The sequence below is a fragment of the Pseudoalteromonas rubra genome (assembly GCF_005887115.1).
Lineage (GTDB): Bacteria > Pseudomonadota > Gammaproteobacteria > Enterobacterales > Alteromonadaceae > Pseudoalteromonas > Pseudoalteromonas rubra_F.
Map to the genome: position 1 here is coordinate 449688 of NZ_PNCJ01000005.1, position 14437 is coordinate 464124.

Consider the following 14437-nt stretch of genomic DNA (forward strand, 5'->3'; position numbering starts at 1 on the left):
ATGGATTTTATTGAACTACTCACTTATGCGCCGCTTCCATTGATGCTGATTGCACTTGTAACTACTTGGAAGTTTGAAAACTCAAGATATTTTTTAGCACTACTTCTTGTCGTGGAAAGTGTTGATGAACTTCTTTATAAAACTAGCCTTAACTGGACCACTCATCACTATCTGTATGTAATGGTGATGAACTTGGCATTTATGCTGCCTGTTTTCTTTAGGACCAATATTGCCCACTCAATTTATCAAAGTACGAAAATCGGATACTTCAAGAGAGTGTCTGAACAGAATCATTTCGCCCTGCAAGAGATTGGGTTGATGATTCTCTTTTTAATTAGCTTTATATTACACTTTGTTGTTTACATAGAAGTCTGGTTATACAAGTGGGGTGTAATCGATGTACTGTTCATAAAGAACTCAATTCGCCCTAGCGTGCAAACAGTTTTACATATACTCATGTGTTTTGCATTGCTAACATATACGATTAACACCCCTAAACGGGAAGGATTTTACAATGCAAAAACTGAAAACTAATTTATTAAAATATGTACAAGGTGGAGTTGGTGGTGGAACAGGAGATGGTCCGCACGATCCAGCTATGGCGCATATTGTTATAACTACAAAGCCACCTAAAGAGAAAAAGAAGCCTCGCTCTGAAAAATAACCATTAAATACTCTTGATTTCAGGTAAAGCTAACAAAGGTCGATTCGTGCCTATAAGCGCACTTTTTACAAGCTCCTGAATTTTTTCAAGTAAGCTGATTAATATATTCATAGCCGAGCATCCGCTCGGCGTAACTTCTTAGAGCTTAGTTAGTTTCGTTCTCATCCTAAACCTTCTCTACTATTCAATGTAAAAAATTAATATATTCATTAAAAGTACCTCTCAGCTTTTTACTTGTTGCCCAACAGTTTACATTGTGTAAAATTCTTCTCCACATAAAACTTGCGGATATAAGAATGACAACAACATCAGGGAAGCGCAAAAAGGAAATTGATAAGTTCAAACTGCAGTTACAACGCTCTATTCGACAGATGCGCCAGGAAATGGGGCTCAGTCAGCGAGAGCTCGCCGCCAAAATGACCTCAAAAGTAGACCAATCTACCGTCAGTAACTGGGAAAGCGGTAAAACCGAAATGACCAGTGCCCAACTACTCGACCTGTTTCTAATTTTTGGTAAAGACATGGTCAGCATGTATTTTGGCTTTGTTACTAATAATGAAGCCAAAGACTCCGATGAAGAACAGGGCGAGGAGGACTGAAGTGGAAATAGCTCTTACACATTACCTATATTACTTTTCATTTTTTATCATGGTAGCGGCTTTGGTCACTACTTGGAAATATGAGTGTTCCCGCTACTTTTTGTTGTTTATGCTACTTTTAGAAGGTATAGACGAAGCACTAATACCCATAACGATGACATGGACCACTCATGTCTATCTATATTGTATCATCTTTGATCTCGTATTTTGTATCCCAATAATATATAGAAAACATATTGCACAATGGATCTATAACCTAACGGGGTGGGACTTCTTTAGGCGGGTTTACAACAATCATCACTTGGCTCTACAGGAAATAGGCTTCCTTTTTATTTTCTTCATAGATATCGTTCTCAACACTATCATTTATGCGGAAGTTTGGCTCTATAAGTGGTGGATTATTGACAACCTGTATCTGAAAGACTATTTCCGTCCAGTCGTACTGTTGTTTATTTACTTTTTTACATGCTGTGCACTTGCCACATATACGGTAAAAGCCAGAGCCAGAGAAGAGTTCTATCGTACAAACAAGGCACCGGAATCATCGACGATTTAAAGATAGCTAGCCGTCATCCCGGCCAACGAGCCGGGAACCATGCTACATCCAGCTCGAATGCAACATATAGCTGTCTGGATTTTCAGATATCGCTCAAAATTTCCAAACCGCGTCGCCTGTACGTAGATCCCGCATCAAGTGCGGGATGACGAGGAGTGGTGCAGGATGACGGAGTGTAGAGTTAACGCAGTGTAATTTTATCGCCTGTGCCAGCGTTCCCCCAGCTCCTCACCTGCTCTCATCATCCCGGCCAACGAGCCCGGAACCATCAACAACCTTTAGAGCTACGAGCCCAACAACCGCCTAAAATCGATGTGCTGTTAGCCTTTGTCTTGTCAATTGTGCGTAACTGTTCGCGAATTGGCCTGCTCCGGTCTCAAATATGGATTGGATCTGACTGTTTCTAAGTAGATTGCAAGGGTTCTTTTGCTCTAGCCGCATGTAATGCTTCAGCTGGGCTCGTCCGCGTTGCGAGCTCATTAGGTAATACATAAATGCCCAACTGCTTTTGTACATTCGGCTTTGTGCTTTACCCCGCCAGGAGCCGGCAGCCTCAAACAAGCTATTGGGGTGCACCAAAGTACCCACCAGATAATCGTTACGCACCCAGGACCTATTGGGTTTTAATTTGCTCAGGTTCATCGAGGTTTCTATGTACTCAAAATATTCTGCTATTCCCTCGTTAAACCAACGCGGCGAGTTACCCAGTACTGCCTGATTAATCGCATGAACCGCTTCATGCACCGCAGTGCGCATGGCCTGTGCTTCGTTACGATATTCAACGACAGCGACATTGTGCTTAGACACGTAAATTCCCTGATTACCCTTCGGGCTGGCACCTAAAACGTCAAGCATCTTAATATAGGCGCTACGATTATTAGCAACGACTATACGCAACTTCACTTTACGCATCGCCTCAAGACCAATTATCCCGCTATATGTGCGAAACACAGCATTAAGCTTTGCCTCCAGACGATTACGGAAGTCAGTACTCTGAGCACCGGGATCCAGATCCAGCTCAAAATAATCCAGCGCCTGATTTGATTTAAACCGATATTGCATCGCCCCCTGCTCTGGTGGCCGGTCACTATAATGCGTGATCCCTCTTTCATCCTGCCAGGTGTAAATACCGTCGGCGATTTGAATTTTCACTTTGCCAAGAGAAGCGCTGTTACATTGGAACAAAACCGGTGTGCCGCATGAAGTATGCTCCGAATGTTCAGCCTCGGGCTCGTTTGACGTATATCGCGTTGTAGTTTGGGTACTGTACAGTGGCTGACTTGTTTCAGGTGCGGTTTGATTCTGCATGTCAGGCAGGGGAAAGATGTTCACACCGAAAAAATCGGCGATTAATGCACGATTCATATACACTGCAAACAATACGAATACCAGCAACAGCAGGTTCGATATCCAGTCTTTCATTTATTAGAGCGCCTCCTTGGCGACTGAAGTAGTTATGTAGAAGATGATACACGATGAATAATCGATAAAGGTACTACTCTACTGGATTAACACCATTGTTTTATCTGCCTTTTGCCGACGTATTCCAGTGCTCTCTTATTTGTTGATATCGGCCAGTCTGAACCAGTTTTGTGAGACTGGCGTTAAACTCATCCCTTAGCTGAGCATCGGCAAATGCGACGTAAAACCACAGCGGATTGTTTTCAAAAGGTAATAGCACTTTGCCCCATTGTTTATTAATGAACACAGAAGACGACTGATTAAGTTCAGACAGGTGCCAGTGTAGTAGTGTGTCGTCAATCAAAATCACATCACACTTACCGTTTAGCCAGTCAATAACCTGGTCGCGCTGCTTTGAAAACTCCAGATAATCTTCTTTTCCGGCCACTATTTCATTCAGTTTGAGGTGCTCAGACGCATTTTGCCATGCGCAAATGCTATGACTGGCTAAATCTTGCATCGAGTTAAGGATAAAGTCTGGGTTGCGGCTATGTATTGCATAATTGCTGTAAGAGATAAAAGGAACAGAGTAATGCAATCCGGGCTGAGCGCGAGACATTTCAACGGCTACATCAATATCCCCACGCTCGACCAGGCGTTTCATCCGTTTGATTGAGACAAACAATGTTTTGTATTGCCACCCAAGCGGCTCGGCTGCCTGTTTAAATAACTCAACACTGATCCCAGAGCCACTGCGCTCATCCACATAAGGCGGGCGGCTAAGACCAAAAGCCACCTTAAGCTCTTTTGCAAATGTATCATGGCAAACGAGTAACAGGTTTGAAGTTATAAGCAGTTTAATCAGAAACTTAAAACCATCAGCCATATTAAGAAAGTGCCTTGTCGGAACTGATTCTAAGCTTGAGTTTAGCATAGAATTCCCCAACACTCCGCCAACGCCAGCATCTTGGCTTTTTTGTTGATAGCAATTTACTTAACTAAGTGACATTGCTATCACCTTTCATAAACTGCGCAATAAGCCAATTTCTAAATGCCTGAACCTTTGGCCATGCAAAATGAGCAGCAGGCGCAACCAGATAGTACTTGTAACGACACGGCCACGAAAAGTGCGGATACACATCAAGCTGGCCTAAAGAGATAGCCTGTTCTAACAAGCTTTTACGTAGCATGGCTGCACCCTGCCCGGCAACGGCAGCCTGTAGCACCAAAGCAGCGTTATCTATGCCCATCTGGCTGGGTTTCGGCTCACGATTTCCCAAGTTATGATTCAGTGCTGTCCAGGCCTGCTGTGCGTCAGGGCAGATATCCTGAATAAACGGCAATGACGCCAGTTGCGCTTTTAAAGATTTATCAGGGTCGATCAACCCGGGTTTATACACCAACAGTACTGAGTCTTCAGCGATTAGTTCGCTTTTTAACCCCGGATACTCGCCCAGCCCAAACCGAATACCAATATCTGCGTCGCCATTTCGAAAGTCGGCCTGAGCGTCGCTGGGGTCTATACGCAACTGCAGGTGCGGATTCACCTGATTGAACAAGGGCATTTTGGGTAGTAGCCAGCAAGTTGCGAATGACGACAATACTGACAGATTAAGTACATTGGGCTGAGGCTCAGCCTGAAGTGCCTCTATCCCCTGTTCTATCTGGGTAAACGCCTGCGTAAGATGTGGCAGCAATGCCATACCTTCGCGGGTAAGCGTAACTTTTCTAACCTGACGGTCGAACAGCTCGCACCCCAAAGCCGATTCCAAAGCCCTGATCTGCTGGCTTATCGCCGCCTGGGTCACAAACAACGCCTCTGCCGCGAGCTTAAAGCTCCCCAACTGCGCTGCAACACGAAAGTACCATAACCCTTTAAATGGCGGCATTTTGTACGCCATCAGGCACCTCATAATTAAGTTTTTCTTAACTATAGAAAACAATTCCTCGTTTGTCAGCTCAGTGTCACAGGTTAATACTTGCAGCTGTAAAACACAGAACAGGAGCAAAATAATGAAAGCTTATCTATTACGAGTCTTTGTATTAATTGGTTTACTGGTAAGTAACGGTGTATATGCCCAATCGACCGTTATGGCAGACAAGGTCTATACCAGCGAGGGGTATCCATACAAAAACTTAATTATGAAAGCCGAACGGGTAGAGCTGATCTACAGCGAAGAAGGTAGCACAACCACCTGCCGTGTTAAGGTGCATTCCAACAACCAAGTACTGGAAAGCAAAAACGTCAGCGTATCCCAACAGGATTTTAGCAATGCCCCAATCACCCAGTGTCTGGCACGTAAAACAGCAAAAGCGTTTCTCGGTCAGCTTTAGATGGTTTTTGCGTGACACGCAGAAATACACAAGGCTAGAAAATAACACCACTGCACACCCCTTTCATCATCCAACATAGTCGTCATCCCGGCCAACGAGCCGGGAACCACCCTACGGAGTGCAGAGTTAATGCGATGTCGTTTGCTCACCAGTGACAAAGCCCCCCATTCCACACCTCTTCTCGTCATCCCGGCCAACGAGCCGGGAACCATCCAACGGAGTGTAGAGTTAGTGCGATGTCGTTTGCTCACCAGTGTCAAAGACCCACGATTCCACACCTCTTCTCGTCATCCCGGCCAACGAGCCGGGAACCACCCAAAGTACAACTCGAACCGAACAGATATTCAGATATGACTTTAACTTCGCCAAACCGAGTCGCCGGTAAGTAGATCCCGCATCAAGCGCGGGATGACGGAGTGTGAAGTCAATACGGTCGTTTGCTCACCAGTGTCAAAGACCCACAATTCCACACCTCTTCTCGTCATCCCGGCCAACGAGCCGGGAACCACCCAAAGTACCACTCGAACCGAACAGATATTCAGATATGACTTTAACTTCGCCAAACCGAGTCGCCGGTAAGTAGATCCCGCATCAAGTGCGGGATGACGGAGTGTGGTGTCAATACGGTCGTTTGCTCACCAGTCCCAAAGACCCCTGGTTCCACACAGCCTGATAGCTGGTCCCCATCAAATGCAGAAAAAGAGATATTAAAAAACAATCGCTGGCGCAGGTTTAAACCAGCTAAGGTGGGTTATCTGGGTCTTTGCGCCAGTCGTAGTTCCGGGCTTCAAATAGATTTTTATTTATATCGACCGTTTTATGTGGCGTGGTCAACTCTCCGCTCAACCATGCCTGGGTCAGAGAACCATCTTGATTGGCCATTATTTTAAAGCACGGGGCGCAGCGTAAGTTTGATTGCTGACTATATTCAAAGTGCTGAGCTGCCCAGCTCTTGGGTTTGTAGGAAAACATGCCGGCTAATGCCTGTCTGAATTTACTAAACATGCTCACCTGATTGCAGCCTATTTTTGCCTGAGCCAGAACAAACTGCCCTCTACACTCAGCCAGGCTTTTTTGCCGCCCGCTTCAAGGTAGTAATCGACTTCTTCTTCGCTGCCTGGCAAGTAGGTGTCCAGGTAAGGTTTTGCTTTTTTCTGCCCCGTAGCAACCATCTGAAAATGGCTGTTATAGTCTTTCAGTGCTCTTTTAGCCTCACGACTGTGTGCAGAGTCGCCCTCTGTGGCAAACAACATAAGTGCATGAGTGGCCTGAGTAAAGGTAGAGCATTCACTAAACTGGCCCAGATAATCTCTAAGCTGTGCCCAGTCTTGCATGACAATCAGGCAATTGAGCAATACATAGCGATTTCCCTGATTATCATTTGGGTTGAGTTGCAACAAATCCTGAAGCTCTTTAGCTGCCTTATCTGCATGCCCGTAAGACAAGTTTAAATGCGCCCGCTTTGCCCGTAACATCATATAGGGCCGGGTTTCGTGCATTTTCCAGAATACCCCCATGTTTTCGGTGACAAAATCTGGGGTGATCATATTGGCCTCAAACTTTTCGACCAGACCATCAAACTCTGCAATCGCGTCCTCATCGTCACGATCTAACACTTCTTCGAGCATCTCATTGAATACTTCGTTGGCCTGCTCCAGCATTTCCTCATCGGTAATACCGTACTCGCCCAGCACCTCGACCATATCGTCGGCAAATCGCATCGCATAAGCGGTATTAGCAACATAGGTTGGGATCATTCGACGTTGCTTAATGAGCACCTTTGCAAAGTCGCTCTCACCATCATCAAACTCTTTTTGGGCCTTTTCATAACTGGTAAAGCCCCTCAGGACCTCTTTAAGCCATTGTAACTGCTGACGCTGCTCCGCATTAATATGCTCCATATTAATCCAGGTAAGTGCGCGCAGCATACCCATGCAATAAAGAGGCAGTGGCTTACCTGTCTGTAAACTTTCCTGCGGATCAGACTTAGACAACACACAAGACTTAGGCAAAGCGTTATCGTCTCGTATCATTTTGCGCATGCAAATAGCCTGAAAGTCCATTACGGCTTCTAACGGTTTCGTATTGTCGAGCTCATAGTGACCAAATAAGTGCTCAAGCCATTCACTTGGCAAAGGAGGTTGCAAAGCAACACCCAGCCCCATTAAATATCCCTCAATGTAAAGAATATCTGGTTGGAGCTCACTATTTGCCGAGAGGGCTTTAACAGCCTTTTTAATCAACTGAATAGACATAGAAATTTGTTTTTGCATAAGTTTAGAGTGTTATACCGCCCAGCAGCGCGAAGGTAAAGGCATTAACCATTAAATAACAGCTGTTATACAAAAAAAGCGTCTATTCGGTCATTAAGTATGCACTTACGCAGCAATAAAGATGGCTAGCCTTGTATAAGCTTGTGAATATTCAACACAGAAAAAGAGCAATGCCACACAGGGAGCCTGGCATTGCTAAAAGGCCATCTGAATACAGATGGTTCACATGAGACAGGAATTAGCACACACCTGTTTTCAACATGGTGTACATAGAGCTGACCAGGCCACCCGCAATTAACTTAGTCGCAGGTTCACCCAGTTCAGAGTCATCCAGCTTTTTGATGACTTTTTTATTCAATTTAACCTGCATCCTTTACCTCCAAAAAATCCGTATAACACCTTAGCTCATAAATCGTACTAACAAAGCAGCTATAAACACCGGCTTGCGCTTATTACACTCAATACAACTCGCTTAGGCATTTAAAACAACGCTGTCATTTAATCTAAAAACTCAATGAGTATTAGCAATAGCGCTGAGATGTTGCAGGTGTATAACACGGTCCGTTATAGCTGTTAGAACCACCCGCTATCTTATTTGTAAGCAACTTATTCACTGCTGCGTTGTCCAGATTTTTAATGACTTTTTTGCTCAGGTTTAGCGTCATTTTTTTAGTTTTCATTGTTTTTCCTTAGTGGCCGTGATGAATAAATTCATGTTTTATTAAGTGACATCCACAGCGTACAGCGCCATTGTTCATCTCGCTCGCTATACCCGCTATGTTTTCACAAAGTCGATGCCACCTCAATTACATGAGGTTACAATATAACCATATTAAGGGTACATGAAAAAGCCTGTCGATATTAGATTTTGGTCTTATATCAACCAGGGCAAGGGCTGACCACAAAAATCAGTAAAGGAACTTAACTCAAAAAAAGCTATAAAACGCAGGGCAAAAAGAAACTTAAAAAAAGGCCGCAAACGCAGCCCAATATTCACTATTAAAGTGTCGCCAAACCTGGCGGCAATACGACCAAAAGCGCAGCTATTAGTAGTTTACGCAGGTAACCGTTTCAAGCAGTGCATAACACTGATTTTTTGAACCACTGTCTTTTTGCACCCACTTTGTGCCACCGGCATAACGGGCAAAAGTAGACTCATCTTCACCACACTTAGTGGTAAAACCAATTGCATCGTCAAAACCATTTACGTGGCAGTAGCCATACGCATTGTAGGCACTCGCCCATACATCCAGTTTTACCGAGCTATTTGCATATACGCCAACGTCATCCAGTACCACTCCTTGTGCCATAGAAGAAAACGCACACGTACTCAATGCCGCAGCAATAATCAGCTTTTTCATTTCTTAATCCTTTTACTTATTTTTAGTGTTTAGTTAGCGGGTAATTTGCTACCCAAGCTGATGGTAAAGTGAGCAGATTTAAATTTTGCTGCATAAATATGAATAAAGAGTTACTGGAATTGCATGCAAAACAAACTTAAGCTCTTTATCGAACAACATAAAGCCTTTAAACTAGCTGGGTTTCAAGCACATAAAAACAATAAGGATAACCCGTGCAGCAGTTTGGCATTTACGAACAATTGATCACTCAGGTGGTAGAGCAGCAACTTGACCGAGAACGCTTTTATGTCGGCGAACGTCAGTTAGAAAGCGGCGAAGCGGCCATCTGGTTATCACGTTTCATGTCAAAGCTGATGCAACTTGCTATCGACAGCATCCCCACAGGGGACAAAAACCGCCTTGAGCAACAGATCCAACTTGCTAATAAGTTTGTTTTCTGGCTTAAAGATCAACTAAGTGAGGCGCAATGTATTGAAGAGAACTTAGTTGATACAAAGGGGAAAATACTCACGGCACTGTTCGACAAACGTAACCCCTTAGCGGCAGACTTGGAACAATATAGCGATGCCATCTTTCCTCAAACAGGACTGACACAAAGTGAGTTATTCTCTGGCGCCAATGCCGGTTTATCTTTAGAAAGCGAGCTAAAGCGAGAAATACAATCAGCAGACACAATATACTGGCTGGTCTCTTTTATACGCTGGACAGGGATCCGCATATTCAAAGATGTGCTACATGACTTCACCCGTAGCGGCAAACAGTTAAAGATCATTACCACTTCATATATGGGGGCAACAGATCAGCGCGCAATCGACTTTTTGGCAGCTTTACCAAACACCGAAGTTAAAATCAGCTACAACACGCGCCAGGAAAGGCTTCACGCCAAGTCTTATTTATTTTTGCGTAACAACGGTTTTCATACTGGGTATATTGGTTCATCTAACCTCTCATACTCTGCGCTGTCAAACGGGCTTGAGTGGAACCTGAAGATCACCAACCAGGAAATTCCGCATATAATTAAAAAGTCACTCAGCACGTTTGAAACCTACTGGGAATCCGACGAATTTGAGTTATATACAGGTCAGGAAACCTGCAAGCAGAAACTTAAAACCGCCCTGTCAGGCAACAAAGATCAAATCAGTGATACCAGCAGTCACTATTATTTTGACTTGGCACCTAAGCCTCACCAGCGCACCATACTTGATAAACTCAGTGCAGAGCGAATGCTGCACAAGCGTACTAAAAACCTGGTAGTGGCAGCAACCGGCACTGGTAAAACACTAATTTCCGCGTTCGACTTCCAGAGATTTATTAAAGACAAACCGGATGCCAACATACTCTTTGTGGCGCATCGCGAAGAAATATTAAAACAAGCCCGAGGCGCCTTCAGAGCCGTTTTAAAAGACAACCAGTTTGGCGAGCTTTGGGTGGGCAACCATAAGCCAGATAGCTACCGACAGCTATTTGCTTCAGTACAAGCACTTAACAACCAGCTAGATTCTTTAAACCTGACGGCCGATTACTTTGACTACATCGTTATCGACGAAGTGCACCATATTACAGCACGTAGCTATCGCGATATTTTAGCGCACTTTAAACCGCATATATTGCTGGGACTCACAGCCACACCAGAGCGACAAGATGGTGGCAATATACTCAATGATTTTGGTGGAATAATTGCAGCAGAACTACGATTGCCAGAGGCCATAAACCAACGACATTTATGCCCTTTTCATTACTTTGCGGTAGATGATGACACTGACTTGCGCACCATTCCCTGGAAACAAGGCCGTTATGAAATAGCCGCACTCACACAACTTTATACGTATAACGACCAAAGAGCGCGTAAGATTATCGCCAATATGCAGGATATCCTCGTTAACGTGCATAAAATCAAAGCGCTGGCATTTTGTGTAAGTAAAGTTCACGCTGAGTTTATGGCAAAGCAATTCAATTTAAATGGCATAAACGCAAATGTTTTAACCAGCGATAACACCCAAGAAAGACACACAATGCAAACCGCTTTGAGAAACGGTGACATCAATATTTTGTGTGTGGTCGATATTTTTAACGAGGGTGTCGATATTCCAGAAGTTGATACGCTGCTGTTCCTGCGTCCAACAGAAAGTCTCACGCTGTTTTTACAGCAACTAGGACGAGGTTTACGCCTTAGTAATAACGAAAAAGAATGCTGCACCGTGCTCGATTTTGTTGGCAATGCCAGGCCAGAATACGATTTTGCAGCCAAGTTCAGAGCCCTCATTGGCAAAACAAACACGGCGATTGGACATGAAATTAAAGACGGATTTCCGCATTTACCGCTCGGTTGTCGCATTGAACTACAAAAACAAAGCAAAGAAGTTATCCTCGATAATATTCGTAAGGCAACGAATGACTTAAACAGGCTCAGAGCTTTAGTTAATCGCTTTACACAAGACACCAACCTGCCATTAACCCTGGCCAATTTCCTAAAAGTAAACCCTAGCGTCACGCTTGAAGACCTCTATAAGCCAACACAACCTGGAGTCAGCCGTTGGCATAGCCTCACTCAACCTGAACTGGTCGAGCGTGAATTATCGCTGATTAAGGCTTATAACCGGGCAATCAATACCCAACTGCTGGCATGTAACTCACTGACCTATCTGAGCTTTTTGCGTGCTTTGTGCGACAATCACTTTGATATGTCGCAAATCACTCAGTTTGATAGCAAAACAAAAGATGCGATAGCTATGATGGCGTTTTACAACTTTTGGGAAACGCCACAGAATCAGGCAAACTCAAAGTCTGTGGCCGAGAGCCTCCAAGCATTGGCTCATCCCGTTCTAACAACCGAGCTAAGAGACGTTTTGTCTATTTTGCTCAATCGTATCGAACACATAGAACGGCCATTGTCGTCTTTACCAAACAAAGCTTTGCAACTACACAGCCGATATACCCGCGAGCAGATCTTTGCGGCCATGGGCGAACACACGTTTGAAAAACGTTCATCAGCAAGGGAAGGCGTGAAAGAGTTCAAGTCTCTGAATATTGAAATTTTGTTTGTCACTTTAAATAAGTGCGAAAAAGTTTACTCACCCACCACTCTGTATAACGATTACGCCATCAGCCCTACCCTTTTCCACTGGCAAAGCCAGAACACAGCCCGACCGGAACGCGGTAAGGGGCTGAGTTATATCCAGCATAAAGATACAGGAAAACGGATACTTTTGTTTGTTCGTGAACAGAACACTGACGAAAACGGCAGAACCATGGGGTTTGTCAATTTCGGCGAGGTTAGCTATGTTCAGCACCAAGGCAGCCAACCTATGGATATCACCTGGAAATTACACCACCCCATGCCGAATGATATCTGGCATGAGGCGGGGAAATTGGCAGTAGGGTGAAAACCGCCACCTGTTGTAAACTGCGCTTATGATATTTGAATTCCATCTTCACTAAAAACGTCTTCAAGGAGACTTTTCTTTCTATTTCTCGCTTGAGTTATTAGCTCCCTATGCTGTTCTTCAATTGACGAAATATATAATTCTTTAAGACGATCTTTGATCTCAGATGATTTCTTATGCCCAATGCTATCCAGCAAACGAGTTAACGGCACCTTATACGTACCACTTTCAACCTCTTCTCCCAGACTAAACATATCTTCAATGTTTTTAAAAACTCCTGTACTAAAGAGTATAACTACCCATGGCATCATATTTACATATAAAAGCTTCGAGCAATCGCCTTTTATGTCACAAACACACTTCTCTAAAGCAAAACCTAGACTCGAGTTATCCATGGAGAAAACAAAGAATATAGAAGAATATATTTTCTCCAAGCCAGATGAAGTATCTATAGTTCTTATATTTTCCCTAACATTAGAAACAGAAAAATGCTTCTTAAAAACCGGTATGTAATAGTGATTTGCATAAAAAACAGTATCAATACCGGAAAGGAAAGCCAATATATCTCTATACATAATTTCATCATCACTGCTTTGCATTTTTTTATAGAAACCTATTCTACTTCGATCATTTTCCTTGCTGATAAAGTATGCGGTATAATATTCTTGCAAAGATTTATGAGTAAATGCAAGAGTATCATAACCATCAGAGCATAGTATCCCAGTATTTCTTTTCACGACTTCAATCATACATTCACTTAGACTTCTGTCATGTGAATAATATTCCAGGGCACTAGACATGAAAACATTCGCTTCTCGACTGCTCATTTCCAACTTTCCACTCACGAAAGTTTTAAAACAGAAAACGCTAAAAACATCTTCAATATCGTAGTCATTTAAAGGGATTTTTATGCCCCTTTCAATTTTCTTACCTGATTTGACAGAATCATGATGAGTAAGCAGTGTAATAAAGATTTTCTTGTAAAAGTCTGCCAAATTATCGGGTATTTTAGACCAAAACCTATAAGTCAAAAAAAGTAGTATTGCTAAAATAGGAGTATTGATTACCTTTTTAATCCTCGGGTACTTTTTTATCTGCTCCATTGCTTCTTCCACTCTATTGATATCACTATCAGAAATTTTTAATAGCAATTTTTCAATGTCATCCATTTCGAAATCGAGAATTTTGTAGTTAGATATAGATGCCTCTCTTGTTATTGCGGTGTATGGTCTAGAACTAACAATAACGGTAAGTTTATTAAATTCTTTTGAAAACTCTTTTATTCGTCTTGCTGCATTTGGCTGCAATGATGGCTCTATTTCATCAAACCCATCCAATAGTACCTTTATTTTATTTTCCTTTAGAAGATTTCTTAAAACACGCTCATTCAAAGATATTCCGTGCCTGTCAAACCAATCTATAAATATATCAACCAGCGGCTTATCTTCAAAATATTTTAACTCATAGAAAACAGGTATCTGCTCAGACCCTTTAACTGTATTCAGTAGCATTTTACGCATAAAAGTTGATTTACCCTGTCCCGCAACACCTTGAATATTGATAACACCTTCAGAATAAAAGTTAGTATCAACAACCTCAAATTTAGTTTTTTCATCACCAACTGGAGAAACGAACAAGGGGACATAAACATCATCAATAAAAACATCCGACTCAGCGGAGTAAATAGTCCTTAAATTCACATACTCTTGACACGATGCACAAAAATCTTTTATTTTTTCTTCCGAAAATGCAGTTGAAAACTCTTTTTCGAGTTTATTCCAGCTTTTTTCTACAAACTTTTTTGCAATAGCAGAGGAAAGAGCTACCAGTGATTTTGACGCTATGGTCTCTAAAAGCATAATAAAC

14 protein-coding genes are annotated in these 14437 nt (G+C 43.0%); 5 read left to right on the top strand and 9 right to left on the bottom strand.

Translation table 11 applies throughout. The features are described 5' to 3' along the window. The 3 genes from CWB98_RS02810 to CWB98_RS02815 all read left to right on the top strand — a co-directional run bounded on the left by CWB98_RS02810 (position 1) and on the right by CWB98_RS02815 (position 1263). The gene (locus CWB98_RS02810; RefSeq protein WP_138543442.1) at positions 1–534 is read left to right on the top strand and encodes a hypothetical protein; all 534 of its coding nucleotides are present in this window, start codon (positions 1–3) and stop codon (positions 532–534) included. Then, on the top strand, positions 515–664 hold the full coding sequence (locus tag CWB98_RS23865) for a hypothetical protein (protein ID WP_171045221.1): 150 nt from the start codon (positions 515–517) through the stop codon (positions 662–664). Before CWB98_RS02810 ends, CWB98_RS23865 begins: the two co-directional genes overlap by 20 nt. 296 nt (positions 665–960) lie before the next feature. Then, positions 961–1263 (top strand): helix-turn-helix domain-containing protein, encoded by a 303-nt coding sequence (locus tag CWB98_RS02815; RefSeq protein WP_138543443.1) that lies wholly within the window; start codon positions 961–963, stop codon positions 1261–1263. Between the two features lie 859 nt (positions 1264–2122). On the opposite strand, the gene CWB98_RS02820 is transcribed toward CWB98_RS02815, so the two are convergent. The 3 genes from CWB98_RS02820 to CWB98_RS02830 all read right to left on the bottom strand — a co-directional run bounded on the left by CWB98_RS02820 (position 2123) and on the right by CWB98_RS02830 (position 5121). After that, positions 2123–3241, bottom strand: a complete 1119-nt coding sequence (locus CWB98_RS02820; protein WP_138543444.1) for a DUF1570 domain-containing protein — start codon at positions 3239–3241, stop codon at positions 2123–2125. 100 nt (positions 3242–3341) lie between these two features. After that, positions 3342–4016, bottom strand: a complete 675-nt coding sequence (locus CWB98_RS02825) for a substrate-binding periplasmic protein (RefSeq protein WP_171045566.1) — start codon at positions 4014–4016, stop codon at positions 3342–3344. Positions 4017–4218: 202 nt separating this feature from the next. Further along, positions 4219–5121, bottom strand: coding sequence for a LysR substrate-binding domain-containing protein (locus CWB98_RS02830; protein ID WP_138543446.1), 903 nt, complete (start codon positions 5119–5121; stop codon positions 4219–4221). A 112-nt stretch (positions 5122–5233) separates the two neighbouring features. Here CWB98_RS02830 and CWB98_RS02835 point away from each other — a divergent pair, with 112 nt between their 5' ends. Further along, positions 5234–5554, top strand: coding sequence for a hypothetical protein (locus CWB98_RS02835; RefSeq protein WP_138543447.1), 321 nt, complete (start codon positions 5234–5236; stop codon positions 5552–5554). A gap of 741 nt (positions 5555–6295) precedes the next feature. Here the strand turns inward: CWB98_RS02835 and CWB98_RS02840 are convergent. The 5 genes from CWB98_RS02840 to CWB98_RS02850 all read right to left on the bottom strand — a co-directional run bounded on the left by CWB98_RS02840 (position 6296) and on the right by CWB98_RS02850 (position 9188). After that, positions 6296–6559: a hypothetical protein gene (locus CWB98_RS02840; protein WP_138543448.1), complete on the bottom strand. Its 264-nt coding sequence runs from the start codon at positions 6557–6559 to the stop codon at positions 6296–6298. 17 nt (positions 6560–6576) lie between these two features. Further along, positions 6577–7809 (bottom strand): UPF0149 family protein, encoded by a 1233-nt coding sequence (locus CWB98_RS02845; protein ID WP_138543449.1) that lies wholly within the window; start codon positions 7807–7809, stop codon positions 6577–6579. A 256-nt stretch (positions 7810–8065) separates the two neighbouring features. Continuing rightward, complete coding sequence (locus tag CWB98_RS24570) at positions 8066–8197, bottom strand: hypothetical protein (RefSeq protein ID WP_283241192.1); 132 nt, start codon at positions 8195–8197, stop codon at positions 8066–8068. A 151-nt stretch (positions 8198–8348) separates the two neighbouring features. Beyond that, the gene (locus CWB98_RS23870) at positions 8349–8507 is read right to left on the bottom strand and encodes a hypothetical protein (protein ID WP_171045567.1); all 159 of its coding nucleotides are present in this window, start codon (positions 8505–8507) and stop codon (positions 8349–8351) included. Between the two features lie 366 nt (positions 8508–8873). Continuing rightward, complete coding sequence (locus tag CWB98_RS02850) at positions 8874–9188, bottom strand: hypothetical protein (protein WP_138543450.1); 315 nt, start codon at positions 9186–9188, stop codon at positions 8874–8876. Between the two features lie 212 nt (positions 9189–9400). Here CWB98_RS02850 and CWB98_RS02855 point away from each other — a divergent pair, with 212 nt between their 5' ends. Beyond that, complete coding sequence (locus tag CWB98_RS02855) at positions 9401–12571, top strand: DUF3427 domain-containing protein (RefSeq protein WP_138543451.1); 3171 nt, start codon at positions 9401–9403, stop codon at positions 12569–12571. Positions 12572–12597: 26 nt separating this feature from the next. On the opposite strand, the gene CWB98_RS02860 is transcribed toward CWB98_RS02855, so the two are convergent. Beyond that, entirely contained in the window at positions 12598–14430 is a 1833-nt protein-coding gene (locus tag CWB98_RS02860) for an NACHT domain-containing protein (protein WP_138543452.1), read from the bottom strand. Positions 14431–14437 lie beyond the last annotated feature (7 nt).

Bases quoted from the DNA above. Each gene is read 5' to 3' on its own strand.
- CWB98_RS02810 (WP_138543442.1), top strand. From the start codon at position 1: ATGGATTTTATTGAACTACTCACTTATGCGCCGCTTCCATTGATGCTG.
- CWB98_RS23865 (WP_171045221.1), top strand. From the start codon at position 515: ATGCAAAAACTGAAAACTAATTTATTAAAATATGTACAAGGTGGAGTT.
- CWB98_RS02815 (WP_138543443.1), top strand. From the start codon at position 961: ATGACAACAACATCAGGGAAGCGCAAAAAGGAAATTGATAAGTTCAAA.
- CWB98_RS02820 (WP_138543444.1), bottom strand. From the start codon at position 3,241: ATGAAAGACTGGATATCGAACCTGCTGTTGCTGGTATTCGTATTGTTT.
- CWB98_RS02830 (WP_138543446.1), bottom strand. From the start codon at position 5,121: ATGGCGTACAAAATGCCGCCATTTAAAGGGTTATGGTACTTTCGTGTT.
- CWB98_RS02835 (WP_138543447.1), top strand. From the start codon at position 5,234: ATGAAAGCTTATCTATTACGAGTCTTTGTATTAATTGGTTTACTGGTA.
- CWB98_RS02840 (WP_138543448.1), bottom strand. From the start codon at position 6,559: ATGTTTAGTAAATTCAGACAGGCATTAGCCGGCATGTTTTCCTACAAA.
- CWB98_RS02845 (WP_138543449.1), bottom strand. From the start codon at position 7,809: ATGTCTATTCAGTTGATTAAAAAGGCTGTTAAAGCCCTCTCGGCAAAT.
- CWB98_RS24570 (WP_283241192.1), bottom strand. From the start codon at position 8,197: ATGCAGGTTAAATTGAATAAAAAAGTCATCAAAAAGCTGGATGACTCT.
- CWB98_RS23870 (WP_171045567.1), bottom strand. From the start codon at position 8,507: ATGAAAACTAAAAAAATGACGCTAAACCTGAGCAAAAAAGTCATTAAA.
- CWB98_RS02850 (WP_138543450.1), bottom strand. From the start codon at position 9,188: ATGAAAAAGCTGATTATTGCTGCGGCATTGAGTACGTGTGCGTTTTCT.
- CWB98_RS02860 (WP_138543452.1), bottom strand. From the start codon at position 14,430: ATGCTTTTAGAGACCATAGCGTCAAAATCACTGGTAGCTCTTTCCTCT.